This is a genomic window from Streptomyces sp. NBC_01445 (assembly GCF_035918235.1).
Classification (GTDB): domain Bacteria; phylum Actinomycetota; class Actinomycetes; order Streptomycetales; family Streptomycetaceae; genus Streptomyces.
This window is the reverse complement of record NZ_CP109485.1, coordinates 1,394,151-1,419,824: the sequence shown is the minus strand read 5'-3', so window position 1 is coordinate 1,419,824 and position 25,674 is coordinate 1,394,151. Positions and strand designations below refer to the sequence as shown.

Here is a 25,674-nt window from a genome sequence, read left to right as displayed (position 1 = left end):
GCGCCTGAACAAGGAGGACACATGGTCCATCACCACAAGTCCAACCGAGCCGTCGAGGGCAACCCCGACGACCGGCGCGGCATGCCCCTGCGCCCCAACGTGGATGCACTCGAAAGGCGCACCCAGGAGGACTTGCGGGACGTCGGGCTGCGCGTGAAGAAGCCCGAGCGGCCCGCGAAGCAGTACGAGGAGATCCAGAGGGAGGTCGACCGCGAGGTCGACAGCGGCGAGATGCCCAGCGGCAAGATGTCCCGGGCGGAGCGGCAGGCCTTCCCGCCGACCCGCTACGACAAGTGACCTTCCCGCAGACGCAGACCGGCCACGACAAGTGAAGGGAGCAGGAATGAGCGGAGAGCCCGAACCGATGAGCGCCACCGAGCGCCGCGCGCTCGAGCAGGAACTCGCCGACGTGACGGCCGAACGCGACGCGGATGCCGCCACGTTGCAGGACACCACCGAGGTGGGCGACCGTGCCGACCAGGCCGACGAGTTGATCCGCTCCGACGAGACCCACCGTCTCGACGCCCGCATCGACGAGATCAAGGTGCGCCTGCGCGGCGCCGCCGACGCGGGCCGGCCCAGCACGGACGTGGTGGACGTGGGCAGCACGCTCAAGGTGCGGTACTCGGACGACTCGGTGGCGACCGTCCAGATCGGTGAGAGCGCGGCGGTACTGGACCGGACGCTGGTCACCGCCGACAGCCCGCTCGGCAGCGCGTTGCTCGGTCACCGGGCCGGCGACAGTGTCAGCTATGACGCGCCCGACGGGCAGGCGACGGTGACGGTCGTGTCCGTCGGCGAGTAGCCCGGAGGCGTCTAGGAGGCCCCGGGACCACCGGGGAGGCGTTCCAGCGCGGCCGCCACATCGGTGTGCCGGGCGACGTCCGTCAGCGCGCGGGCCATGACCGAACCCGGCTCGCGGGCCGTGACCACCAGTCCGACCGGCACGGTCCGGGAGGGTTCGACGAGTGGCACCGCGCGCATGCCGTGCGGGACGCCGAAGACATGCAGCCACGCGTGCGGCACGATGCTGGCCCACCGGCCCGTCCTGACATGGGCGAACAGCGCGCCCACCGAGTCGGTCTCGATCCGGGGCGACGGCCGGGTCCCGGCCTCGGCGAACACCTCGTCCAGCACGCGGCGCCCCTGCATGGAATCCGTCAGCAGGCACAGCGGCAGCCGTGACGCCTCCGTCCACGTGGCCGTCGTGCGATGCGCCAGGGCATCGGCGGCCGTGATCAGGAGCACGTACCGCTCCTCGTACAGCGGGACGGTGTGGAAGTTCTCCGCAAGGTCCTTGTGCAGATAGGTGACTCCGGCGTCGATCTCGAAATTCTGCAGCTGGCGGAGGATGTCCCGCGACTGGAGGTCCGCTATCACCTCGACGGTCACCAGCGGGTGCTCCGCGCAGAACGGGCCGGTCAGCAGGGAGACGGCGCCGGAAGCGGTCGGGACCGAGCCGATCCGCATCCGGCCGCTCAGTCCGGTGCGCAGCGCGCCGACCTCGTCCTTGAGCGCGTCACGATCGGCGAGGATCCGCTGCGCCCACACCACGATGCGTTCGCCCTCGGGTGTGAGGCCCTCGTATTTGCGGCCGCGCCGGACCAGCGGCACGTCCAGCTCCTCCTCCAGCTTGCGGATCGCCTCGGAGAGGGCGGGCTGGGAGACGTAACAGGCCTGGGCGGCGCGGGCGAAGTGGCGCTCCCGCGAGAGGGCCACCAGGTATTCGAGTTGGCGAAACAGCACGCCATGGGTCTACCCGACGGCCCAGGGGAATGCCAACCGGGCTCGCTGGCCGCCGGACGAGTCACCGGTCAGGGCATCAGGCCACGGGCACCTGTTCCAGCCGCTCGGCACCGGTGTAGACGTTCATCGAGGTGCCGCGCAGGAAGCCGATCAGGGTCAGTCCGCTCTCGGCTGCGAGGTCCACGGCGAGCGAGGACGGGGCGGAGACGGCCGCCAGCATGGGGATTCCGGCCATCAGCGCCTTCTGCACCAGCTCGAAGGAGGCCCGGCCGCTCACCATCAGAACGGTCTCGCGCAGCGGCAGCAGCCCCTCGCGCAGAGCGAAGCCGACCACCTTGTCGACGGCGTTGTGCCGGCCGACGTCCTCGCGCAGGCACAGCAGTTCGCCGTCGGCGGTGAACAGGCCGGCGGCGTGCAGGCCGCCCGTGCTGTCGAACACCTTCTGGGCCGCCCGCAGCCGGTCCGGAAGCGCCGTCACCAGCTCCGGACCGACGCGCAGCGGATCCTCGGAGACGGTCCACGCCGCAGTGGTGCGCACCGCGTCCAGGCTGGCCTTGCCGCACAGTCCGCACGAGGACGTGGTGTAGAAGTTCCGCTCCAGAGAGGCGTCGGGTGCGGCCACGCCGGGGGCCAGGGCCACGTCCACCACGTTGTACGTATTGCCGCCGTCGGCCGTGGCGCCCGCGCAGTAACGGATCCCCGTCACATCGTCGCCGGTGTGCACCACGCCCTCGCTCACCAGAAACCCGGCCGCGAGATCGAAGTCGTCGCCCGGTGTCCGCATGGTCACCGTGAGCGGACGTCCGCCCACCCTGATCTCCATCGGCTCCTCGACGGCCATGGTGTCCGGCCGGTACGAGGACACCCCGTCCCGAACTCGCAGCACACGCCGGCGCGCGGTCACGCGTCCCATGATGGTGCTCCTCTCCTCGGAGCGGTACTCCGATGTTGTCGACGATATGACGCGTGGCGGACCTCGTCCTGCGGCCGCGCCATCAGGGAAGACTCCGGCGGCTGTACCCAGCTGTGACAGCCAGGCACAGCAGGCCCACGGCCGCCATGCCCGCCAGGAGCGCCGGATAGGGGGCGGTGCCCGCGCCCGCCGTGAGGGCGAGCAGGAGCGGTGTGAGGAAGCCGCTGTAGGTGGCGCCCTGGTAGAGGAGCGCCGTCGACGGGTGGGCCTTCGGCGGCAGGAGCCGCTCGATCTCCATCAGGCCCGCCGCCAGCGTGAGCCCGTATCCGGCCCCGAGCAGGGCCGCCGCGGCCATCACGAGACCGGCGGAGCTCCGGTGCGCGGCGATCGCGCCCACCGTGAGTCCGCCGATCACGGTGACCATGGCGGTCAGGGTGGCCCGCGCGCTGTGCGCATGGTCCAGCCGTACGGCCAGGGGCTGGACGACGATGCCCATGGTGAGCGTCAGCGCCGTCACGAGACCGCTGAAGAGCGGCGCGTATCCGGGAACCCGGTTCGCCACCAGCGGCGGCAGCACGACATACGCCACGGTCGCGGCGCCGAAGACCGCCGGGCTCGCGGGAAGCACGACCCACAGGAAGCGCCTGTTCCCGACGACCGCCCGGTGCAGGTCCACGATGCGGGACGGCACCGGGGCGGCACCGGGTGCCGGCGCCGTCTCCGGTACGCGGCGGGTCGCGCCCAGCACCAGCAGGGCCAGCAGACAGTGGGCGAGGCCGGGCAGCACCATCGGATGCGGCAGCCACTCGGCGAAAGCGCCCGCCGTCACCGCACCCGCCGCGAAGCCACCACCGGTGGCGTACGTCGCGCGTCGGTCACCGGCATCCGGGCGCCCGGCCCAGGCCGACAGCTCCCGAAGCCATTTGGTCCCCGCGGTCAGGACGACACCTGCCGCGAATCCGGTGGCCAGGCGGCTCGCGTAGACGGCGCTCGGGCTCACCGGCGCCGCCGCCAGCAGGGCGCTCGCGGCGGCGGACAGGGCCAGGGCGGGCCGGACCGTGAGGCAGCGGCCGAACCGGTCCGCGGCCGGGCCGCCGAGCAGCAGGCTGGGGAGCAGACCCAGCAGGTAGGTGGTGAACATGGCAGCGACCGGGACGGGAGGCCAGTGCTCCTGCGTCCGGTACACCACCGCGAGCGGGGTGAACTGGTTCGCGCCCCACCCGGCGGCGAACACCGCGGCCGCCGCCGGAAGCCAGCCGCGGACGGCGCGAGATGCGGGCATGCAGGCAAGTACCTTTCTGAACACGGCGCTTCGGCCCGCCGTCGCGGCGGGCACTCCGAGGACTCCGGCACTCCCTGAACTGCCCCGGGAGTGCCGGGTGTTGGGTCAGCTCGGAGTGCCGACGGGCTCCAGGCGCACTACAACTCCCTTGGAAGTCGGGCAGTTGCTGATGTCGGCGACGCTGTCCAGCGGGACCAGGACGTTCGTCTCGGGGTAGTAGGCCGCGGCGGAGCCGGGGCTGGCCGGGTAGGCGACGACCTTGAAGTTCTCGGCGCGCCGCTCCCGCTCGTCGTGCCAGACGCTGACCAGGTCGACCATGTCGCCGTCCTCGATGCCGAGCAGCTTGAGGTCGGCGGGGTTCACCATCACGACACGGCGGGCGTTGTGGATGCCGCGGTAGCGGTCGTTGGGGGCGTACCAGATGGTGTTCCACTGGTCGTGCGAGCGCAGCGTCTGGAGCAGCAGGTGACCCTCCGGCACGTGCGGCATCGTGAACTCGTTCTGCGTGAACACGGCCTTGCCGCTCGGGGTGTTGAAGACGCCGTGGTTGGCCGGGTTGGGCAGGTTGAAGCCACCCGGCTCGGACACACGCTCGTTGAAGTTCTCGAAGCCCGGGATCACGCGGGAGATCCGGTCGCGGACGGTGCCGTAGTCGTCCTCGAAGCCCTGCCACGGGATGCCGTACTTGTCGCCGATGGTCGCGAGGGCCATGCGGCTGATGATGGCGACCTCGCTGAGCAGGTCCGGGGAGGCCGGCGGCAGCTTGCCGCGGGAGGCGTGCACGTCGCTCATCGAGTCCTCGACGGTGATGAACTGCTCGCCGGTGGCCTGGAAGTCCTTGTCGCTGCGGCCCAGGGTGGGCAGGATCAGCGCGGTCTCACCGCAGACCGTGTGGGAACGGTTGAGCTTCGTCGAGACGTGGGCCGTCAGGCTGCAGTTGCGCATCGCCTGCTCGGTGACCTCGCTGTCGGGAGTGGCCCGTACGAAGTTGCCGGCGACACCGAGGAAGAACCTGGCGCGCTTCTCGTACATGGCGCGGATGCCGTCGACGGCGTCCAGGCCGTGGTGCGTGGGCGGCGTGAAGCCGAACTCCTTGCCCAGGGAGTCCAGGAACTTCTGCGGCATCCGCTCCCACACGCCCATCGTGCGGTCGCCCTGCACGTTGCTGTGGCCGCGCACCGGGCACGCGCCCGCACCGGGCTTGCCGATGTTGCCGCGCAGCATGAGGAAGTTGATGACTTCGCGGATGGAGGGGACGCCGTGCTTGTGCTGCGTGAGGCCCATCGCCCAGCACACGATGACCGACTTGGCGTTCAGGACGCGCTCGAAGACCTCGTCGATCTCCTCACGGGAGAGGCCGGTGGCGTCGTAGATGTGCTCCCACGTGACCTGGCGCGCGTGCTTCGCGAAGGCCTCGTAGCCGATGGTGTTCTTCTCGATGAAGGCGTGGTCGATCACCGTGCCCGGGTCGGCGTCCTCGGCCTCCAGGAGTAGCAGGTTCAGGGCCTGGAACAGGGCGAGGTCGCCGCCGGCCCTGATGTGCAGGAACTGGTCGGCGATCTGTGTGCCCTTGCCGATGATGCCGCGCGGGCGCTGCGGGTGCTTGAAGCGGAGCAGGCCGGCCTCGGGGAGCGTGTTGACGGCGACGATCTTGCCGCCGTTGCGCTTGGTCTCCTCCAGGGAGGACAGCATGCGCGGGTGGTTGGTGCCCGGGTTCTGGCCCACGACGAAGACCAGATCGGAGTTCTCCAGGTCGTCGAGCGAGACCGTGCCCTTGCCGATGCCCAGGGTCTCCGACATCGCGGAGCCGCTGGACTCGTGGCACATGTTGGAGCAGTCCGGCAGGTTGTTGGTGCCGTACGCGCGGGCGAAGAGCTGGAGGAGGAACGCGGCCTCGTTGTTGAGGCGCCCCGAGACGTAGAACAGGGCCTCGTCGGGGGAGGTGAGCTGCTTGAGCTCCTTGGCGAGGATGCCGAACGCCTCGTCCCAGCCGATCGGCTCGTAGTGGGTCGCGCCGGGGCGCTTGACCATCGGCTCGGTCAGCCGGCCCTGCTGGTTGAGCCAGTAGTCGGACTTGGAGTCCAGCTCGGCGATCGAGTGCTCGCGGAAGAAGTCACGGGTGACGCGGCGCGAGGTGGCCTCGTCGTTGATGTGCTTGGCGCCGTTCTCGCAGTACTCGTTCATGTGCCGCTTGCCCGGCGCGTGCTCGGGCCAGGCACAGCCGGGGCAGTCGATGCCCTTGGCCTGGTTGATGTTCAGCAGCGTCAGCATGGTGCGGCGCGGGGACGTCTGGCCGAGGGAGTACTCCAGCGCGTGCGTCACGGCGGGGAGACCCGTCGCCCAGGTCTTGGGGGGCGTGACCGTCAGGTCGTCGATCGGGTCCTCGATGCTGCTGCTCATGATCTGGTCTGCCTCTTTCTTCCATGCACCTGGGCGGACGGGTCCCCGGGAAACGGCGGCCTGTTCTCCGTGTTCGCATTTACCGCGGTTTGCTCATGCGCGCCGGATACGTTTTCGCGTCATCGCCGCGAGAGAAGCTTCCTGCAATCCGAGTGGCGCGTCAAAGAGGCATTTCCGATCACCTGATAGGTACCGCTTATCAAGGCGCCTTCCCTTGTCCTGCCTGGGGTTCGAGGCTCGATAGCCCCGACCGATCATGCCATCGAGAACCCCTCTTTGACTTCTCGGGGAAACCTTTCCATGATGATCGATGAGTAAGGAAGAGGTGGAGTGGAGAAAGGCTTCGGATTCCGACCCCTGGATAATTCGCGAACCTTGGTCTCTAATGTTTCACCAAACCCGGCTAACGGTATTTCATGGGAGGGCGCAACCGTGCTTGATCACAGCGACGAGCCGACCGGGACCGGTCGGTCCCGGCGCCACCGCGCGGAGCGCCTTCCCGTCGTTCCGTCGCCCCTCATGGACCGCTTCGGCCGGGTCCACACGGACCTGCGGGTCTCGCTGACCGACCGCTGCAATCTGCGCTGCACGTACTGCATGCCGGCCGAGGGGCTGAACTGGCTGCCCCGTGCCGAAGTCCTCACCGACGACGAGGTCGTACGCCTGGTCCGCATCGGCACCGAGCGCCTCGGGATCACCGAGGTCCGGCTGACCGGCGGCGAGCCGCTGCTGCGCAGGGGCCTGCCCGGCCTGGTGGCCCGCCTGTCCGCCCTGGACCCGGCTCCGGAACTGTCGATCACCACCAACGGCATAGGCCTGGCGCGCAGCGCCGACGCACTGCGGGAGGCTGGGCTCAGCCGCGTCAACGTCAGCCTCGACACACTGCGCCCGGAGCGGTTCGCCGAGATCACCCGCCGCGACCGGATCAAGGACGTACTGGCCGGACTCTCGGCCGCCCGCGACGCGGGTCTGAACCCGGTGAAGATCAACGCGGTGCCGGTGCGGGGAGTCAACGACGACGAGATCGTCGACCTGACCGCGTTCGCGGCGGAGCACGGGTACCACATGCGGTTCATCGAATCGATGCCCCTGGATGCGCAGGGAGCTTGGGACAGGGACCGGATGGTCACGGCCGCGGAGGTCCTGGAGCGGCTCGGCGAGCGCTTCGAACTCGTGCCGGTCGGGCGGCAGGACAACGCGCCCGCGGAGGAGTGGCGGATCGCGGGCAGCGAGGCGCTGGTGGGTGTCATCGCCAGTGTCACCCGCCCGTTCTGCGGCACGTGCGACCGCGTGCGGCTGACGGGCAGCTGCGCAACTGCCTCTTCGCCACTGAGGAGTCCGACCTGCGGGCCCTGCTGCGAGGCGGCGCCGACGACGCGACCGTGGAGGCGGCCTGGCGGACCTCGGTCGGCCGCAAGGGCCCCGGCCACGCGATCAACAGCCCGGAGTTCCGCCGCCCGGAACGCCCGATGTCGGCCATCGGCGGCTGACGGGCCCCACCCCAAGAGCCTCCGCGGCAGACAAGAGGCAGATAAGAGGCAGACAAGAACGAAGGTGAGCTGGATGCCTAACAGGATCGAGGACGTCAAGTCCGAACTCGACGTCGACCTTGACGTCGCGAACCGCAAGCTGACGGCGCCGGCCGAACGCTGGGCTGCCGAGCCCGAGAACAGCGCGGGGACCGCATGACCCCGGCCGGCGCGCACACCCTGGACGGCACGGGTGGAGTGCGAGTGGCGGCAGAGTCCCACATGGCCTGGGAGCAGGCCCGGCGGATCGCCCGGGACTGCGTCGGACAGCCGCTGCCCGCCGTCACCCGATCCCTGGCGGACGCGCTCGGTCACGCGCTCGCCGAACCGCTGACGGCGCTCACCGACCTGCCGCCGTTCGACACGTCCGCGATGGACGGCTGGGCCGTGGCCGGACCGGGACCGTGGCTGGTGGGCGGCGCCGCCGTCCTCGCCGGCGACCGGTCCGCGCCGCTCCGCGACTACGGAACTGCCGTCCCCATTGCCACCGGCGCCCGGCTGCCGACGGGCGCAACAGCCGTGCTGAGAAGGGAACATGGGGAGTTCGACGCCGAGAGTGGCACCCTGCACGATCGCTCCACCGGGCCCGGCTCGGTCGCTCCGGGCCGCGACATCCGGCCGCGTGGCCAGGAGTGCCGTGCGGGTGAGGCGCTGATCCCGGCCGGCATCACGGTGACCCCGGCCGTGCTGGGACTCGCGGCGGCCGCCGGGTACGACCGGCTCGCCGTACACCGCCGCCCGACCGTCGAACTCCTGGTGCTCGGCGACGAGTTGCTGGAGGCCGGCCTGCCCCGGCACGGGCGGGTACGCGACGCGCTCGGACCCATGCTGCCGCCGTGGCTGAGAAGTTGCGGCGCCGACGTGATCGGGCGCCGCCGGGTGGCGGACGACTTGGGGCTGCTGCGGGAGGCCGTACACAACTCGCGCGCCGATGTCGTCGTCACCACCGGCAGCACCGCCGCAGGCCCGGTGGACTTCCTGCACGCCACCCTCGAAGAGGCGGGCGCCCGCCTGCTCGTCGACTCCGTCGCCGTACGGCCCGGCCACCCCATGCTGCTCGCCGGGCTGCCGCCCACCCCCGACGGCCGCACCCGCCGGCTGGTCGGCCTGCCCGGCAACCCGCTTGCCGCCGTCGCCGGCACGGTGACGCTCGCCGCGCCGCTGCTGCGACACCTCGGCGGGCACCCGGACGCGGAACCCTGCCGGATGCGCACCGCCACCGACCTGCCAGGACACCCGCGGGACACCCGCCTGCTGCCGGTGCGACGCACCCACCACGAAGTGACACCGCTCCCGTTCGACGGCCCGGCCATGCTGCGCGGCCTCGCGTTCGCCGACGGCCTCGCGGTCGTCCCGCCCGGCGGGGTGCCCGCCGGGGCCACCGCGGAAGTCTTGGAGGTGCCGGGACAGTGACCGTGTGGGGACACCCGAACGCAGGCCGGAGCAGCTCGACAACAGGAGGCACAGCAGTGGCGACCCCGATGACGCCGGCCGGAACCATCCGCTACTGGGCGGCGGCCAAGGCCGCGGCCGGTACGGCGCAGGAGCCCTACCGCGCGGCGACACTCGCGGAAGCGCTGGAACACGTCCGCTCCCGGCACGACGGCCGTCCGCGGTTGGCGCGCGTGCTCGGCTACTGCTCGTTCCTTGTGGACGGCCGCCCGGTCGGCGGGCGCGACCACGCTTCGGTCCACCTCGCCGAAGGGGGAACGGTCGAGGTACTGCCTCCGTTCGCGGGTGGCTGATCACCCCAACTCGTCACGCGCAAGCCGGAGTTGACGCCGCCCCTGCATGCACCGCAACGCCCCCGACCTCAGGAACGAACCATGCCGCACATCCCGTACCTCTCCGGCCACCCCGTTCAACTGCTCGCACTGCGCGACACCCCGCTCTCCCTGGACGAGGTGTACGAGGCCGTGGGCGATGCCACCGCCGGAGGCACCGCCGTCTTCGTCGGAACCGTGCGCAACCACGACGGCGGCAGGTCGGTGGATGCCCTCGAATACAGTGCCCATCCCGCCGCCGAGAGCGAAATGCGCCGGGTCGCCGAGAAGGTCGCCGCCGACTTCCCGGTCAGCGCCCTCGCCGCCGTCCACAGGACGGGCCGTCTGGAGATCGGCGACGTCGCGGTCATCGCGGCGGTCTCCTGCCCGCACCGCGCGGAGGCCTTCGCCGCCTGCGCCCGCCTCGTCGAGGACCTCAAGCACGAGGTGCCCATCTGGAAGCACCAGTTCTTCTCGGACGGCGACGAGGAGTGGGTAGGCGCCTGCTGACGCGCCGCCGCTGGTCAGTATGGGTGTGGAGCATCCGCAACCGGCTCCAGGGAGTCGTGACCGGGACCGCGCCCGGCCCGCCGCGCGGGATGCCCGGCCGTCACATAGGGTCGCGGTGCTGCTACGACGAGGCGGGAGTGCCCATGGCAGGACAGTTCGAAGCGACGTTCGTGGTCGCACGGTCCGTCGACGAGGTCTTCGAGTACCTGGCTGACGGTCGCAACGATCCGCAGTTCAGCCCCCGGGTGCTGAAGATCGAGCGCGTACCCGACACCCCGACCACTGTGGGCACCGTCTTCCGGAGCACCGTGAAGGACGCAGGGATGAAGTCCGCGAGGGAGTTCCGCATCACCGCCCTCGACGCCCCCGTGAAGATCCGGTGGGCCGAGGTGTCGAAGAACAGCGTGATGGCACGCGAGGGCGGCTACGACCTGGAGCCGATGCCCGACGGCGGGACCCAGGTCCGTATTTTCAACGTGCTGGAAGGCCATGGCGTGGGCAAGCTCCTCGTCGGCCTGGCGCTCTCCGCCGCCCGCAAGGACGCCGACGCGTTCGCCGCCAGGATCAAGGCGGCGACCGAGGCGGCGATCGCTCCACGCTGACACCCCCGTTGAAGCGGGCCCGCGCTGACACCCTTCACGCGGGCCCGCGCCGGCATGTCATGCGCGCCCGCACCATCGCCACGCCGCGTCACGCGACCCACTGGCGAAGAACTCGGAATTGTCACCATTGGGTCCCAGCCCGAGCAACGCCACAACCTGAGCGACCCGCGACCGGTCTACCTGGCAGAGAAACGCTTCGAGCGCATCGAGCGCCCTGCAAGGAAAGGCCCGCCATGGGGGACATACGCAGACGGGGAGCCGTCGCACTGGGAATCACCGGACTCGTCGCGCCGCTGACACTCGCGCTGGGCGCCGCGCCCGCGCAGGCCGCGAGCTGCACGACATCGACCGGTCCCTATCAGAAGCAGGTGGAGGGGTTCCTCGGCCGGCCGGTCGACGGAAAGCAGTCCGCCGCCGACTGCAAGGCTGTCCAGGCCTTCCAGAACAAGCACGGCATCAGCCCGAACATCGGCTACGCGGGGCCCGTCACGTGGGGCGTGATGGACCTGATGAACAAGCAGAAGGCCGTCGGCAGCAATCCCAACAAAGACGGCAAATGCCCCGTCAACAAGGGGCGCATCGCCTGCGTGAACCTGACGCTGCAGCTCAGCTGGATCCAGGACGGCAAGAACCTCGTCTACGGGCCGGTGCCGGTTCGCACCGGCCGTAACGGCTACGAGACCCGCACCGGCCTGAAGAAGATCTACTGGCGGCACATCGACCACGTGTCGAGCATCTACAACGTGCCCATGCCCTACAGCCAGTTCTTCGACGGCGGCCAGGCCTTCCACTCGGTCGGCGTGAGCATGTGGAACCCGCCCGGCTCGCACGGCTGCGTGAACATGACCAGTACCACCGCGAAGAAGTACTGGTCCCTGCTGAAGACGGGTGACGACGTCTACGTCTACGGCCGCAAGCCGGGCACCTGAGCCCAGCGGGCCGCCGCGAGTTCCCCCCTGTTCCCATTCCCCTAGTCTTATGCCTTCCAGGTAAGGGAATTGACGAACAGTCATGGAACGGAGCGTGCGGTGACGTCGGGGGAGAAGAACGGCAGCGAGCTGATCGGCAAGGTACTCGGGGGGCGTTACCGAGTCACCTCGATGATCGGGCGCGGCGGCATGGGGGTGGTCGCGCGGGCGGTGGACGAGCTGCTCAACAGAGAGGTCGCCGTCAAGATCCTCAGAGCCTTCACCGACTCCTCCGCGTCCGATCTGGCCGGTCTGCGGGTCCGCATGCAGCGGGAGGCGCAGGCCGCCGCCCGTATCCGCCACAGCGGAGTGGTCACGGTGCACGACGTGACCGAGGAGGACGGCCTGCCCGTCATCGTCATGGAGCTGGTCGACGGGCCCTCGCTCGACGACGTGCTCACCGAGCGCGGCGCGCTGGAGCCGCACGAGGCGGCCGCGATCGGTGCCAAGTTGATGGACGCGCTCGACGCGGCGCACCGGGCGGGGGTGCTGCACCGGGACGTCAAGCCCGGGAACGTACTGCTCGAAGGCGGCGGTCGTGTCGTGCTCACCGACTTCGGCATAGCCAGCATGGAGGCCGCGGGCGACGACGCCATGGACAAGCTGACCCGCAGCGGCCAGCTCGTCGGCTCCCTCGACTACCTGCCCCCGGAGCGCGCGCAGGGCAAGGAGCCGGGCCCCGCGTCGGACATCTGGTCGCTCGGCATGACGCTGTACGCGGCCGTCGAGGGCACGTCGCCGTTCCGCCGTACGTCGGTGTGGTCGACGCTGGCGGCGATCGTGAACGAGCCGCTGCCTGAGTCGGGGCGGGCGGGGGCGCTGGCGCCGGTGCTCAGGGCGCTGATGGCGAAGGACCCGGAGAGCCGGCCGGATGCGGGCCAGGCGCGGGAGATGCTGGAACGGGTGGCGGCGGGCAGCACGGTGAGCTTCGGGCCCCCGGCCCAGGCGCAGGCCCCGGCTGTTGCCCCCGCGCCGCATGCGGTTCATCAGTCCGGGCCCGGGTTCGGATCTCCTGCCACGCCGTACCCTCAGCCTCCGCAGGGTGGCTACCCGACGCCTGGCCTGGCGAGCACGCTTCCCCAGACCGGCGAGCCACACGTGGGACGGGCGGCGAGCGGCGCCTCCGGCCGCGCCCGGCGCCGCAGCCGTGCCGTCGTCGCATCGACGGCCGCGGCCGTGGTGATCGCGGGCGGCGGCATCACGTACGCCCTGGTGGGCACCGGCGACGACGCGAAGTCGGACGAGGCCCGGACGGCGCCGACGCGTTCCGGTGCCTCGCAGGTCAGCGAACTGCCGAGCAGGGGAAGCGTGGGCGGCGGCAAGAAGTCGCCGAGCGCCTCGTCGTCGGCGACCTCGCAGGAGCCGTCGCGCACACCGTCGCAGCGGCCGAGTGAGGCAGGGGGTGAGGGGGCGGGTGACACGGACGACGGCGGTGAGTCGTCGGCGCGACCGAGCAGCGACGGCGGTGCCACGGCCTCGCAGCCGCCGGCCCCTCCGACGGCCAAGCCGAGCTCGGTGTCGAAGAGTTGCAGCGGCTGGACCCACCGCGACCCGAACCCGGGCACGTACGGCTACATGTCCGGCAGCTACCACATCGTGACCGGGCCGTACCAGACGTGCTCGTCGGTCGCCCTGGCCGAGAACGGCTCCAAGCTCTGGTACCACTGCTCGGTCGTCAACGCATACGGCCACAACTGGACGTACGTGCGGGTGGCGGGCACGAACACGTCGGGCTGGATGTCCAACGACAACCTCACCAACCAGTCGGGGGCGTCGACGCGCTGCTGAGAGCGCCCCTCCCGTACCGAGGCCTGTTCATGCAGTGAGCCGGCGGTGTCTCGCGGTTCCATCTGACTCCTGGCCCGGGGCCTTCGGGCAGCCCGAACGCCACTTCTTGGCGCTCCTCTGACGGGTGTCTCCACCGTCGGGCGCTCCTCGCGTCAGCGTCCCGTATGCGTCGCCCCGATCACCGTCAGCGTCCCGTTATGAGGTGTCGGCGAGCGGGGGCGTGCGGGCATAGCTTCAGCGGTGAGCCCCGGGCGGCCGTCGGCGTCCGGGGCTCGCAGACCCCGCACATGAATCACCCCGGATCCTCCAGGAGGCATCCCATGGCACAACCCTCGTACCCCGAAGACCCGGAGCCTCTTGATCGGTTCCCGGCCGGACCGTTGTTCGTTCCGGTCCGGCCGGGACCGGCAGGATGCGCGGCCCGGCTCTTCCGTACCCCCCTCGGCGACCGTACGGCCGTCGGCTTCACCTCGGAGCGGAAGCTGACCGCGACGCTCGGGTCCGAGCAGCCGTGGATCAGGCTCGCCGAGCCCGCGCTGCGCGCGCTGGCGGCGCCGCTGGGAGTCACCACGGTCACCGTGGACCCCCAGTTCTCGGCGCCGGCTCCCGCGCCCACCAGGCCCGTCGCCCCCGTGCCGGACGGGGTCTCCCGTTCACGCGTGAGCACATGGGATCCGCAGGCCGTCGGGGTACTGCGGGTGACCGGCGCCGCCGCGCTCGTCTCGGCGCTCGCTCTGTGGATCGGTTGAGAGGGAAACGCACGATGACCACTGTTCACGAACCCGCAGTCACCACCGCCACCGCCGACGAGTTGTCGGTGTGGCCCGCCTCCACCACCGAGCCCCACCCGGGCGACCTGGCCGTGGGCGGCGTACCGCTCGCCGGGGTCGCCGACCGCTTCGGCACCCCCGCCTACGTACTCGACGAGGGCGAGGTACGCGAGCGCTGCCGCACCTACCGGCACGCCTTCCCCGAGGCCGAAGTCCTCTACGCGGCCAAGGCGTTCCTGTGCCGGGCCATGGCCCACTGGGTGGACGACGAGGGTCTTGGGCTCGACGTCTGCTCGGCCGGTGAGCTGGAACTCGCGGTCACCACCGGGTTCCCGCCCGAGAGGATAGTGCTGCACGGCAACGCCAAGTCCCCGCACGACCTGGAGTCCGCGCTGCGCCTGGGCGTCGGGCGCATCGTGATCGACAGCCCCTCCGAGATCGCCCGGCTGGCCGCCGCGGTCGGGCCCGACGGACATCAGAAGGTCATGGTCCGCGTCGTGCCCGCGATCAGCGCCGGTGGCCACGAGAAGATCCGCACCGGAACCGACGACCAGAAGTTCGGCCTGTCGATCTCCGACGGCTACGCCCAGCACGCCATCGCCCGCATACTGGACCAGCCGCAGCTCGAACTCACCGGCCTGCACTGTCATTTGGGCTCGCAGATAACCAGCGTCAAGCCGTATCTGGCAGCCGTACGGCGCATGGTGGGGCTGATGGCCCGGCTGCACGAGCAGCACGGCCTCGTCCTGCCCGAACTCGACCTGGGCGGCGGACACGGAATCGCCTACCGGCCGGGTGAACAGGCCCTGGACATCACCACCCTGGCCCGCAAGGTCCGGGCGGAGCTCACCGAGGCGTGCGCGGCGGCCGGACTCACCGTGCCCCGCCTGATCATCGAGCCGGGGCGCGCCATCGCAGGACCGGCCGGTATCGCCCTCTATCGCGTACTCGCCGTCAAGCGCACCGGCGCACACACCTTCGTGGCCGTGGACGGCGGCATGAGCGACAACCCTCGGCCGGCGCTGTACGGCGTGCGCTACGCACCCCGTCTGATCGGCCGTCACAGCACTGCGGACCGGACCGCGATGACCGTGGTGGGCCGCCACTGCGAGGCCGGAGACGTCCTGGCCACCGACGTCGAACTCCCCGCCGATGTCCACCCCGGAGACCTGCTCGCGGTGCCCGTAGCCGGCGCCTACCACCTGTCCATGGCGTCCGGCTACAACCTGGTCGGCCGCCCGCCGGTGGTCGCCGTGGACGACGGCCGCGCCCGCCTGCTGGTCCGCCGCGAGTCCCTGGACGACATCCGCAGCCGCGACGTGGGGCTGTAGACGCCGGTCCTCCTGTACAGCCTCCGGTCGAGTGACGGTCGGCCCTCGACCGGAGGCCCCCAGCCACCCCTGCCTCCCGTGAACCCTTCGCCACCACCGCGGGAATCGCTCAGGCCGTCCCGTAGCGCGCTTCGATCCCCGCGATCACCAGGGCGAGACCGTCCTCGAAGTGCTGCTCGTAGTCCTCGAAGATCTCCGCGCCCGCCGCGGCCGACAGGGGGAAGTCGGCCATCCGGCGGGCGCGTTCGTCGATGTCGTACCCCTCGCGGCGCTCGCCCGGCAGGGGCTGGACGCCCTGCTCCTCGGTGACGAAACCGAGGGTGTACATGTACGCGGTCGTGGTGGCCCGCACCGCCTGGGTGAGCGTGAACCCGGCTTCGGTGAAAAGACGCAGCGTCCGCTCCATCTCGACCGCGTGCAGCGTGCCGGTGAAGCGCGAGCCGCTGAAGACCTTGGCGCCGTCGCGGTGGCTCAGGAGCGCGGTACGCAGTCCGCGGTTCGACGTCAGCAGGCGCTCCCGCCAGGTGGCGTCGGGTGTGAGCGGGTCGTCGGCCGTCATACGGCGGTACATCTCCGTCGCCATCTCGTCCAGCAGCTCCTGCTTGTTCTTGAAGTGCCAGTAGAGCGCGGGCGCCTGGACGTTCAGCTCCTTGGCGATGGCGCGGAGCGTGAGGCCGTCGAGGCCGACGTCATTGAGCAGGCGCAGAGCGGTGTCGACGACCTGCGTCTTGTCCAGCTTGGGGGATCTCGGGGTAGCCACACTTGACAGTTTAACGCCGTTAAGCGCATGCTGCGAAGCATGGAACTTAACGACGTTAAGGAGCTGGTCATGGGCACCCGGACAGGGACGATCACGCACACCGAGGTCCTCGTCGTCGGCGCGGCCCCGACCGGCCTCGCCCTCGCTGTCGACCTTGCCCGGCGCGGGGTCGACGCCCTCGTCGTCGAGCGCGCCGACGTGCTCTTCCCCGGGTCGCGCGGCAAGGGGATCCAGCCGCGCACGAGGGAGGTCTTCCACGATCTCGGCGTGCTGGACGCCATCCATGCCGCCGGTGGTCCCTACCCCGTCGGGATGATCTGGCAGGACGGCGCGCGGGCCGGCGAGCACAGGATGTTCGACCCGGCGCGGGAGAGCGACGACTCTCCGTACAGCGAGCCGTGGATGGTGCCGCAGTGGCGCACGCAGCAGATCCTGTTCGAGCGGCTCATGGAGCTCGGTGGCCGGGTGGAGTTCGGGCGTGAGCTGGTGGCGGTGGAACAGGACGCGGACGCCGTGACCGCGCACTTCGCCGCCGGAGAGCAGGTCGGCGCGCGGTACGCCGTCGCCGCCGACGGCGGTCGCTCGATCGTGCGCCGCGCGCTGGGCATCGGCATGACCGGCGAGACCGTCGACCCGCACCCGATGCTCGTGGCGGACGTGCGCATCACGGGCCTCGACCGCGACAACTGGCACGTCTTCCCGCCCCGGGAGGGGAGCGACGGCTTCCTCGCGATCTGCCCGCTCGCCGGCATCGAGGACTTCCAGGTGACCGCGCAGTTCCCTGAGGGGACCGTGCCCGACCTCTCCCTCGACGGCATCCGCAAGGTCGTCGCCGCGCGCTCCCATCTCGCGCCCGAGGACGTGACCGAAGTGCGCTGGGCCTCGGACTTCCGGCCGCGGGCCGCGCTGGCCGACCGCTTCCGCGCCGGGCGCGTCCTCCTGGCCGGGGACGCCGCGCACGTCCACTCGCCGGCCGGCGGCCAGGGGCTGAACACCAGCGTCCAGGACGCGTACAACCTGGGGTGGAAGCTGGGTGCGGTGCTGCGTGACGGCGCCCCGGAGTCCCTCGTCGAGACGTATGAGGAGGAGCGTCGCCCGGTCGCCGGGCACATGCTCGGTATTTCGACGGGCGTGCACCGCGGGGAGATCCGCCGCGGCGAGGCGACCCGCCAACTGGGCCTGGGCTACCGCGAATCGTCCCTCGCGGTGGACACCCGCACGACCGCGGGGCCGGTCCGCGCGGGAGACCGGGCGCCGGACGGAACGGTGGACGGCGTCCGCCTCTTCGACACCTTCCGCGGCCCGCACTGGACGCTGCTCACGGTGGGCACGGACACCGAACTCCCTGAGCTCGGCGTCCCCACCGTCCGGATCCCGGCGTACGAGGTGTACGGCGCGGGCGTGTACCTGGTGCGGCCCGACGGCTACGTGGGGTGGGCGGGCGACACGGCCGACGGACTCGCGGCGTACGCGCGGCGGATGGGCCTCTAGGGCACGCGGGCGACCCCGACGTAGAAGCCGCTCAGCTCCGCCTCGGGTGCGGGCGTCTCCTTGTACCACTTCGTCGAAGTGACCAGCCCCGGCTCCACCAGCTCCAGGCCCTCGAAGAACGGCTCGACCTCGGCCCGCGTACGCATCCGCAACGGGATCTCGCCCTGCCGGTACGTGTTCTTCACCGTCTTCGCGAGGTGCGGGTGCTCATCGGTGGTGCCGTGGGAGAACACGAAGTAACTGCCCGAGGGCAGGGCGTCGATGAGGGTCCGCGCGAGAGCGTACGGGTCCTCCTCGTCGGTGATGAAGTGCATCAGGGCGAGCATCGACAGCGCGACGGGCCGGGTGAAGTCCAGGAACGTACGGGCGTGGTCGAGGATGACCTTGGGCTGACGGACGTCGGCCTCGATGTAGTCGGTCGCCCCCTGCGGAGTGCTGACCAGGAGCGCCTCCGCGTGCCGCAGCACGATGGGGTCGTTGTCGGTGTACGCGACCCGCGCCGACGGCACGATGCCCTGCACGATCTGGTGCAGGTTCGGCTTCGTCGGTATGCCCGTGCCGACGTCGAGGAACTGGTCGATGCCGTTGCCGGCCAGCCAGGCCGCCGCACGGTGCATGAACGCGCGGTTGCGCCGGGCGCTGAGGCGCGACTCCGGCGGCAGCTTCTCCCCGACTTCCTGATCGACCGGATAGTTGTCCTTGCCGCCCAGCAGCCAGTCGTAGACACGCGCCGGGTGGGCCCTGCTCGTGTCGATACGGCTTCCGGAGGACTGTGCCGTCATGCGTGACTCCAGCGTGTACTAGATCGCTGACCGACTCACCGGGACCGCTGCGCGCACCCTGGGTCAGGCCGTGAAGGACCTGGCGATTATGTCACCGGCCACGCCTTCGGGCAGAGCTGTCGGTGCGAGGCGCGGGGGCCATCTCGCGTGCGGTGACTCCACGTTGGGGCAGAGATGCGGGGGACTCGGTACGGCGGGCGGCGCCTGCGACGCCGTACCGAGCCCGGCTCCTCAGTGCGGCGGTCAGGCCGTGGTCAGCGTCAGGCCGTACCGGTTGAGGATCTCGTTGATCGGCTGGTACCAGGTCTCACCGCCGCCGGAGCAGTCGCCCCAGCCGCCCGAGGTGACACCCTGGGCCTGGTCGCCGCTGATGAACGAGCCGCCCGAGTCGCCCGGTTCGGCGCACACGTTCGTCTTGGTCATCTCGTGCACCGCGCCCTGGCTGTAGTTCACGGTCTCGTTCTTGGCCAGCACATTGCCGCAGTGCCAGTGCGAGGTGGAGCCCGAGCGGCAGATGGACGCGCCGATCGGGGCCTCGGCCGAGCCGCGCACCAGCTGGTCCGGGACAGTGCCCCAGCCGAGAACCACGGGGACGGTCCACCAGCCGCTGCCCACGTTGACCCAGGCGTAGTCGTTGTCCGGGAACGACGACCCCTGGAAGTTGCCGATGTACGAACCGTCCCAGCCGTTCACTGCGGCTCCGGCACCGCTGCAGTGGCCGGCCGTGACGAATCCGCCGTTCACCGAGAAGCCGATCGAGCAGCGGACGTTGCCCGTGTAGTAGGGGTCACCTCCGACCGTGCCGGCGGCGAGGGTGCGGGGTGCGTGGGCCGTCTTCTCGACGGTGACGGGGCCGGCTTCGCGGGCCTGCGCGAGGAAGTGCTTGACATCGTTGTCGCCCTGCCGTCCGGCCAGGGTCTCGATCACGATCCGGTTGGACGCCGGATCGACGTGCCAACTTGCCACGCCCTTGGGTGCCTTGAGGGCGTCGATGCGTTCCTTGGCCGCGTCGAGCTGTTCGGCGCTGTACTTCACCAGCTTGGCCTCGGCGCCCGTCGACCGTACGGCCGCGGCCTTGCTCCGGTCGGTGACGGCCACGGTCAGGCGGCCGCTCTCCGGTGTGAACCAGGCGCCGCCGTAGGACGATCCGGCGGCTCGCCGTGCCTTTCCTTCGACGGTCGTGGCGCTCTTCTCCGCGCTCAGCCGAGCCTCAGCCTGGCTCCTGGTGAGGCCGAAGTCGCGCTGCATGGCGGCGAGCATGGACCCGGAGGCCGGTGCCTTCTCGTCCGCGGGGGTGGCGGCACCGGCGGAGGCCGGTATGAACCCGGCGGACACTCCGGCGACCAGTAATGCGGACAGGGCGATGCGCAGGGATTTTGTGCGTCTCATGGGGTTGGCCCTTCGTTGTTCCAGCATCGTGGGGGTGGAACAGCAAAGCCTGGGAGCGCTCCCAGGAAATGCCCGCTGGGGAGCCTACCGAAGGATCATGGGCAGGTCCATGCCAATGCGACGCCCTGCTGACATGCCTTGCTGAGACCGGACTGGTGCGTGCGTGCGTCGTGGCAGCGAGCTATGGAGGTCGATCCCCTGTAACGAACGGGCAGTTGAGGCGTCAATGACATCAAGGCCACACGGGCGTCACGGCCCAGGACGTGATCAACGGCTATCGCGCCATCGCCGAACGGGCCCATGCGGCAGGGAAGTGCGTCGCCGGCGCCACCATCGGGCCGTTCAAGGGCTGGTCCGAGTGGGACCCCGCGGCCGAGTCCGTACGCCTCGAGGTCAATGAATTCATCGGGGGCAGCGGCGAGTTCGACGCGGTCACCGACTTCGACCGCACCCTGCGCAGCCCGTACGACCACGAGCGGATCCTCTCGTTCTTCGACGGCGGCAACCACCTGCACCCGAATGACAAGGCGTGCAGGCGATGGCCAACTGCGTCAACGTCAGGAACCTGACCGCCTGTTGACGACGGCACGGACTCTTCATCATTGCGCCACGCAGCTGGGGTCCGCTGGGCAGCTGAGGCGTGGATGATGACGAGGGCATGCCAGATTCGGTCGCGCGTGTCCCACCCCCCACGGTTCATCAGGAGGACGCAGTGAAGAAGAGCTCGCGGATCAGCAGAGCGGCACTCACCCTCGGCAGCGCCGTCGCGCTGGTCATCGTTTTCCCGGGCATCGCGCTCGCGGACCCGCCCCCGGCGCTGCCCGCCAACGCGGACGGCCTGGAGCAGACGTTCCAGCCGGCCTACGACTACGACGGTGACGGCTGCTACCCGACGCCCGCGATCGGCCCCGACGGCACCATCAACCCCGGCCTCAACCCGTCCGGGGCCGTCAACGGCCAGTGCCACGACTCCTGGGACCTCGACAGCACCAACGGATACTCCCGCTCCAAGTGCAACAACGGCTGGTGCGCCATCATGTACGGCCTGTACTTCGAGAAGGACCAGGCCGTCGCGGGCAGCGGTCTCGGCGGGCACCGCAACGACTGGGAGCACGTCGTGGTGTGGGTGCAGGACAACGAGGCCAAGTACGTCTCCACCTCGGCGCACGGCAACTTCAATGTCTACGGCCGTGACCAGATCCGCTGGGACGGCACCCACCCCAAGGCCGTCTACCACAAGGACGGCCTGGGCACGCACTGCTTCCGCCCCGCGACCGCCAACGACGAGCCGCCGGAGAACCACCGCCACACCTGGCAGTTCCCGACCCTCGTCGGTTGGAACGGCTACCCCTCGGGCCTGCGGGAGAAGCTCAGCCAGGCAGACTTCGGCAGCGCGGTCTTCGGCCTCAAGGACGGCAACTTCAACTACCACCTCGAGAAGGCCGAGCCGGCCGGCATACCGTTCGACCCCAACGCCTGAGCGGACGGCGGAAAACAGGTTGGGCCGGACGACGGCCCGTTGGTAGCGTCCCGTCCAGGCCGTGACGTCGTGCGAGGAGGTGAGACCCATGAACGCTGTATCTGTGTGGGTGCTCCCCTCTTCGCCACGGTCGGGCGGTTGACGTAGGTCTCGCCGGGAGCGCCTCCTCCACAAGGCACTCCCGAAGGGCAACACCTATGAACTCTGTTCAATTCACCGCGCAGACATCGTCGAACGGTGTCGTGGAGCGCGACTTCACCGTGGGTGAGGTCACCGGCGCGCTCTGGTCGCCGGCCCCCGGCTCCGACCGTGCGCCGCTCGTGCTGATGGGCCACGGCGGCGGCAACCACAGGAAGTCACCGGCCATGGCCGGCCGGGCCCAGCGGCTCGTGGCGGGCGGCGGATTCCACGTCGCCACCATCGACGCACCCGGGCACGGCGGCCGCCCCCGTACGGCCCACGACGAGCGCGAGATCGCCGTGATGCAGCAGGCGATGGCGGCGGGCGAACCGGTCGGCCCGATCGTCCAGCGGTACAACGCCCACCTGGCGGAGCGCGCCGTGCCGGAGTGGCAGGCGACCCTGGACGCCCTCCAGGAACTCCCGCAGATCGGCACCGACGGGCCGGTCGGCTACTTCGGCCTGAACATGGGCACCGCGATCGGTGTGCCGCTGACGGCGGTCGAACCCAGGATCACCGCCGCGGTCTTCGGTCTCTTCTGGCCCGAGACCCTGGCCCAGGCGGCGAAGCAGATCACCGTTCCGATCGAGTTCGCGCTCCAGTGGAACGACGAGCATATCCCCCGCGAGTCCGGACTCGCGCTGTTCGACGCCTTCGCCTCGCAGGACAAGACGCTGCACGCCAACGCGGGCCGGCACAAGGAACTGCCCAGGTTCGAGGCCGACAGCGCGGTGCACTTCTTCGTCCGGCATCTCGGCGGGGCGGCCACGTCACCGGTGTGACCCGACCCGACCCGACCTGACGGCAGCGGCGCGCGGGCGCCGCTGCCCGCTGGTGGCACCAGGTGCAGGTGGCGGCTCCCGGCGGATGGAAGTTACTCTGCGCTGCGGCGCTGATCGGCGGAGATTGGCCGCCGATCCCATGGGAGGTCATTCGTGGACGTGTCACTTCCGGTCCTCCTGGAGGACCACCCGGTCGTCGCCAGTGTCATCGACGACGACGGGCTGCGCGCCGTCATGGACTCCGAGTGCAAGGTCGTCTTCCTGCTCTACGGGTCCCTGCTGAACCTCCCGACGATCGTGCAGCAGCTCAAGGACAGCGGCAAGGTCGTCCTGGTCAATGTGGACCTGCTCGAAGGGTTCAGCGGCAAGGACATCGTGGTGCAGTACGTGAAGGAGCACACCTCCGCCGACGGGGTGCTCAGCTCCAAGGCGCACATGGTGCGGGCCGCCCGCGAGGTCGGCCTGTTCGCCGTCCACCGGTTCTTCCTGATCGACTCGAAGTCGTACCGCAATCTCGCACCGCAGGTGCGCCAGTCCAAGGCCGACTGCGTGGAGATCCTGCCGGGCTGCATGCCGCGGGTCATCTCCTGGGCCGTGCAGGACATCGAGGTGCCTCTCATAGCGGGCGGGCTCGTGTGCGACCGCGAGGATGTGTTCGCCGCGCTGAAGGCAGGAGCCGCGGCCATAGCCTCGTCGAATCGTGATGTGTGGGCCATGTAGGCGTCCGGCCGTGTAAGGGAATGTGACGCCTGACTCTATTGACACTGCCGATCGGCCCTGCCTAGCATGGCGAACGCACCCGAAGTTCATGTCATGGCCACGGGCGCGACAATCAAATAAAGGTTCCGGCCTCGAGCCGGGACAGTTACTAGAGACCAGAGAACAGTAACCTCCGAACACCGGAGTTTGCTGTTCTTTTTTTGTGCCCATTTCCTGTCCACGACGAGGTGGCTGCGGTGATCCGGATGAACAAGGCCCAGAAGTGGCTGAGCTTCCTCGCGCTCTCCATGACCGGCGGAATCATTTTCCAGGTCGCCTACATCAGGTTCGTGTACCTCGAACCTACGTATACGGCGCTGAATCTCAGCTCGCAGCAGTACGGGAACATCATCTCGGCTTTCGGCGCCGTGGCCATCGTCATGTATTTCTTCGGCGGCTGGTTCTCCGACAAGTTCTCGCCGAAACTCCTCATCGTGATTTCGCTCGTCGGCATGGGAATTGCCGACATTTATCTCGCCACCGTTCCCGGCTTCTGGGGAATCGTGGCGGCGCACATCCTGATGGCCGTCGTCGGCATGGGCCTGTACTGGTCCGCGCTGGTGAAGTCGATCAGCGTACTCGGCGACTCCGGCGAGCAGGGCCGGCTCTTCGGCTTCCTCGAAGGCACCCGCGGCATCGTCTCGACGGCCATCGGCTTCATCGGCACGGCGGTCGTCTCCGCCTCCGTCGTGCCCGCGCACGGCGTCCTCACGCTGATCCGGATCTATGGAGTGCTGAGCTTCGTCTTCGCCGCGATCGTGTGGTTCGTCGTCCGCGAGGACAAGACGCGGCTCGCCGGGCTCGACTCGGCGACCGTCACCCTCAAGCAGCTCCTCGCCGCGGCCCGCAACCGGTACACCTGGCTCATCGGCGGCACCGCCATGCTCATGTACTGCTTCTACACGACGCTCGGCTACTTCTCGCCGCTGCTCCAGGACAACTACGGCGTCTCCGCCTCCATGATCGCCGTCATCGGGGTCGTGCGGTCCTACGTCTTCCAGTTCGTCGCCGGACCCGCGGGCGGCGTCGTCGTGGACAAGGTGACGCGCTCCTCCGCGGTGTTCCTGCGCTGGATGTTCGCCGGCAGTGCGGTGCTCGCCGGCCTCTTCCTCGTACTGCCGCGCACCACCGGGCTCGCCTGGCTCGCGCTCTTGATGATGTTCGTCCTGTGCGCTCTGGTCTTCGCCTCGCGCGGCGTCTACTGGTCCACGGTCGGAGAGGTGGAGGTGCCCGAGCAGGAGCGCGGGGGCGTCATCGGGCTCGCCTCCGGCATCGCGTACCTGCCGGACGCGTTCCTGCCGTCCCTGTGCGCCTGGTGGATCGGCGACTCCTCGGCGAGCCCGAAGGTGCCCGAACAGGGTGGCGGCTACAGCGCGCTGTTCGTCTTCCTGCTCGCGGCCGCACTGCTCGGCCTGGTGATGACGACACTCACCGCCCGCACCCGCCGGCGCGAACTCGCCGCCCGGCACCCGGCCCCCGTCAGCGACCGAGTGCCGGCAGGGGTGTGATCGCCGGGTCCTTCGACTCATCGCCCCGAGCGCGTAGAACGTATCCATACAAAGCTTCAGAAGATTCGTAAAGAGTCACGAAGAGTAAGAAGATCGGCAGGCATCACATGGACATCACGGACTTCTCCCGGGACTTCTTCTCCCTCGACGGGAAGAACGCGATCGTCACGGGCGGCAATACCGGCCTCGGTCAGGCGTTCTCCCTCGCCCTCGCCAAGGCGGGCGCCAACGTCCTCGTCCCGGCGCTCGCCGACGACGGCGGCGAGACGCGCAAGCTGATCGAGGCCGAGGGCCGGCGCATGGAGTTCCTCGAGGCCGACATCACCGGCGCCGGCGTGCCCCGGCAGGTCGTCGAGACTTGCGTGGACACCCTCGGGTCGGTCGACATCCTCGTGAACTCGGCGGGCATCTGCAATCTCGCCTCCGTCGAGGAGTTCGACCGCGCCGCGTGGGACCCGATGCTGGCCGTGAACCTCACCGCGCCCTTCGAACTCGCCCACGAGGCAACGAAGTTCATGATCCCGCAGCGCTCCGGGAAGATCATCAACATCGCCTCCCTGTTCTCGTTCCTGGGCGGCCAGATGTCTCCCGCGTACGCCGCCACCAAGCACGGCATCGCCGGCTTCACCAAGGCGTACTGCGACGAGCTCGCCCAGCACAACATCCAGGTCAACGCGATCGCCCCGGGCTACTTCGCCACCAAGATCACCGAGGCGACGCGCGCCGACCAGGAGACCAACCAGCGCGTCCTCGACCACATCCCGGCCGGCCGCTGGGGCGATGTCGCCGACCTCATGGGTGCCACCGTCTTCCTCGCCAGCCGCGCCGCCGACTACGTCAACGGCCATGTCCTGACCGTCGACGGCGGCTATCTCGTCCGCTGACCCCGACACCCACTTCTCCCTCGCCCCCACACGTACACACACACGTACAAAGAAGGT

At 69.9% G+C, this 25,674-nt stretch carries 24 protein-coding genes and 2 pseudogenes; 19 read left to right on the top strand and 7 right to left on the bottom strand.

The window, feature by feature from the left end; all coding sequences use genetic code 11:
- The first annotated feature begins 21 nt into the window (after positions 1–21).
- Both OG574_RS06745 and OG574_RS06740 read left to right on the top strand, forming a co-directional pair.
- The gene (locus OG574_RS06745; protein ID WP_326772334.1) at positions 22–297 is read left to right on the top strand and encodes a hypothetical protein; all 276 of its coding nucleotides are present in this window, start codon (positions 22–24) and stop codon (positions 295–297) included.
- 46 nt (positions 298–343) lie between these two features.
- A complete protein-coding gene (locus tag OG574_RS06740) occupies positions 344–805 on the top strand; it encodes a GreA/GreB family elongation factor (protein ID WP_326772333.1) in 462 nt (153 codons plus the stop codon).
- 11 nt (positions 806–816) lie between these two features.
- Here the strand turns inward: OG574_RS06740 and OG574_RS06735 are convergent, their stop codons facing one another.
- From OG574_RS06735 to OG574_RS06720, 4 genes are all read right to left on the bottom strand, one after another.
- On the bottom strand, positions 817–1,746 hold the full coding sequence (locus OG574_RS06735) for a LysR family transcriptional regulator (RefSeq protein WP_326772332.1): 930 nt from the start codon (positions 1,744–1,746) through the stop codon (positions 817–819).
- A 76-nt stretch (positions 1,747–1,822) separates the two neighbouring features.
- Positions 1,823–2,659 (bottom strand): formate dehydrogenase accessory sulfurtransferase FdhD, encoded by an 837-nt coding sequence (fdhD, locus tag OG574_RS06730; protein ID WP_326772331.1) that lies wholly within the window; start codon positions 2,657–2,659, stop codon positions 1,823–1,825.
- Positions 2,660–2,741: 82 nt separating this feature from the next.
- Positions 2,742–3,941: an MFS transporter gene (locus OG574_RS06725; protein WP_326772330.1), complete on the bottom strand. Its 1,200-nt coding sequence runs from the start codon at positions 3,939–3,941 to the stop codon at positions 2,742–2,744.
- A 105-nt stretch (positions 3,942–4,046) separates the two neighbouring features.
- Positions 4,047–6,341 carry an FdhF/YdeP family oxidoreductase gene (locus tag OG574_RS06720; RefSeq protein ID WP_326772329.1) on the bottom strand — a complete coding sequence of 765 codons (2,295 nt, stop codon included), beginning with the start codon at positions 6,339–6,341 and terminating at the stop codon, positions 4,047–4,049.
- Between the two features lie 519 nt (positions 6,342–6,860).
- Here OG574_RS06720 and moaA point away from each other — a divergent pair.
- The 10 genes and pseudogenes from moaA (at position 6,861) to lysA (ending at position 15,602) form a co-directional block, all read left to right on the top strand.
- Positions 6,861–7,831: pseudogene (gene moaA / locus OG574_RS06715) on the top strand (GTP 3',8-cyclase MoaA).
- A gap of 73 nt (positions 7,832–7,904) precedes the next feature.
- The gene (locus OG574_RS06710; protein WP_326772328.1) at positions 7,905–8,030 is read left to right on the top strand and encodes a hypothetical protein; all 126 of its coding nucleotides are present in this window, start codon (positions 7,905–7,907) and stop codon (positions 8,028–8,030) included.
- 62 nt (positions 8,031–8,092) lie between these two features.
- The gene (locus OG574_RS06705) at positions 8,093–9,283 is read left to right on the top strand and encodes a molybdopterin molybdotransferase MoeA (protein WP_326778385.1); all 1,191 of its coding nucleotides are present in this window, start codon (positions 8,093–8,095) and stop codon (positions 9,281–9,283) included.
- A gap of 68 nt (positions 9,284–9,351) precedes the next feature.
- The gene (locus tag OG574_RS06700; protein ID WP_326778384.1) at positions 9,352–9,615 is read left to right on the top strand and encodes a MoaD/ThiS family protein; all 264 of its coding nucleotides are present in this window, start codon (positions 9,352–9,354) and stop codon (positions 9,613–9,615) included.
- An 81-nt stretch (positions 9,616–9,696) separates the two neighbouring features.
- The gene (locus tag OG574_RS06695) at positions 9,697–10,143 is read left to right on the top strand and encodes a molybdenum cofactor biosynthesis protein MoaE (RefSeq protein WP_326772327.1); all 447 of its coding nucleotides are present in this window, start codon (positions 9,697–9,699) and stop codon (positions 10,141–10,143) included.
- Between the two features lie 143 nt (positions 10,144–10,286).
- The gene (locus OG574_RS06690) at positions 10,287–10,745 is read left to right on the top strand and encodes an SRPBCC family protein (protein ID WP_326772326.1); all 459 of its coding nucleotides are present in this window, start codon (positions 10,287–10,289) and stop codon (positions 10,743–10,745) included.
- Positions 10,746–10,978: 233 nt separating this feature from the next.
- A complete protein-coding gene (locus OG574_RS06685; protein WP_100593082.1) occupies positions 10,979–11,674 on the top strand; it encodes a L,D-transpeptidase family protein in 696 nt (231 codons plus the stop codon).
- A 99-nt stretch (positions 11,675–11,773) separates the two neighbouring features.
- Positions 11,774–13,501 carry a serine/threonine-protein kinase gene (locus tag OG574_RS06680; protein WP_326772325.1) on the top strand — a complete coding sequence of 576 codons (1,728 nt, stop codon included), beginning with the start codon at positions 11,774–11,776 and terminating at the stop codon, positions 13,499–13,501.
- Between the two features lie 320 nt (positions 13,502–13,821).
- Positions 13,822–14,250, top strand: coding sequence for an SAV_915 family protein (locus OG574_RS06675; RefSeq protein WP_326772324.1), 429 nt, complete (start codon positions 13,822–13,824; stop codon positions 14,248–14,250).
- Positions 14,251–14,264: 14 nt separating this feature from the next.
- Positions 14,265–15,602: a diaminopimelate decarboxylase gene (lysA, locus tag OG574_RS06670; RefSeq protein ID WP_326772323.1), complete on the top strand. Its 1,338-nt coding sequence runs from the start codon at positions 14,265–14,267 to the stop codon at positions 15,600–15,602.
- Positions 15,603–15,711: 109 nt separating this feature from the next.
- Here lysA and OG574_RS06665 read toward each other — a convergent pair whose 3' ends face one another.
- The gene (locus OG574_RS06665) at positions 15,712–16,362 is read right to left on the bottom strand and encodes a TetR/AcrR family transcriptional regulator C-terminal domain-containing protein (RefSeq protein ID WP_326772322.1); all 651 of its coding nucleotides are present in this window, start codon (positions 16,360–16,362) and stop codon (positions 15,712–15,714) included.
- A 69-nt stretch (positions 16,363–16,431) separates the two neighbouring features.
- On the opposite strand from OG574_RS06665, the gene OG574_RS06660 reads away from it, so the two are divergent.
- A complete protein-coding gene (locus OG574_RS06660) occupies positions 16,432–17,853 on the top strand; it encodes an FAD-dependent oxidoreductase (protein ID WP_326772321.1) in 1,422 nt (473 codons plus the stop codon).
- Here OG574_RS06660 and OG574_RS06655 read toward each other — a convergent pair.
- Positions 17,850–18,635, bottom strand: coding sequence for an SAM-dependent methyltransferase (locus OG574_RS06655; protein ID WP_326772320.1), 786 nt, complete (start codon positions 18,633–18,635; stop codon positions 17,850–17,852). The genes OG574_RS06660 and OG574_RS06655 overlap by 4 nt on opposite strands.
- A gap of 243 nt (positions 18,636–18,878) precedes the next feature.
- Positions 18,879–20,024, bottom strand: a complete 1,146-nt coding sequence (locus OG574_RS06650) for a S1 family peptidase (protein WP_326772319.1) — start codon at positions 20,022–20,024, stop codon at positions 18,879–18,881.
- A gap of 219 nt (positions 20,025–20,243) precedes the next feature.
- Here OG574_RS06650 and OG574_RS06645 point away from each other — a divergent pair.
- The 6 genes and pseudogenes from OG574_RS06645 to OG574_RS06620 form a co-directional block, all read left to right on the top strand.
- Positions 20,244–20,604 (top strand): annotated as a pseudogene (locus OG574_RS06645) (SGNH/GDSL hydrolase family protein); the annotation flags it as partial.
- A 132-nt stretch (positions 20,605–20,736) separates the two neighbouring features.
- Positions 20,737–21,504 carry an NPP1 family protein gene (locus OG574_RS06640; RefSeq protein ID WP_326772317.1) on the top strand — a complete coding sequence of 256 codons (768 nt, stop codon included), beginning with the start codon at positions 20,737–20,739 and terminating at the stop codon, positions 21,502–21,504.
- A 197-nt stretch (positions 21,505–21,701) separates the two neighbouring features.
- Positions 21,702–22,466, top strand: a complete 765-nt coding sequence (locus OG574_RS06635; RefSeq protein ID WP_326772316.1) for an alpha/beta hydrolase — start codon at positions 21,702–21,704, stop codon at positions 22,464–22,466.
- A 153-nt stretch (positions 22,467–22,619) separates the two neighbouring features.
- Positions 22,620–23,186, top strand: coding sequence for a glycerol-3-phosphate responsive antiterminator (locus tag OG574_RS06630; protein WP_326772315.1), 567 nt, complete (start codon positions 22,620–22,622; stop codon positions 23,184–23,186).
- A 245-nt stretch (positions 23,187–23,431) separates the two neighbouring features.
- Positions 23,432–24,733, top strand: a complete 1,302-nt coding sequence (locus OG574_RS06625) for an MFS transporter (RefSeq protein ID WP_326772314.1) — start codon at positions 23,432–23,434, stop codon at positions 24,731–24,733.
- A gap of 107 nt (positions 24,734–24,840) precedes the next feature.
- Positions 24,841–25,617, top strand: a complete 777-nt coding sequence (locus OG574_RS06620; protein ID WP_326772313.1) for an SDR family NAD(P)-dependent oxidoreductase — start codon at positions 24,841–24,843, stop codon at positions 25,615–25,617.
- The last annotated feature ends 57 nt before the right edge of the window (positions 25,618–25,674 follow it).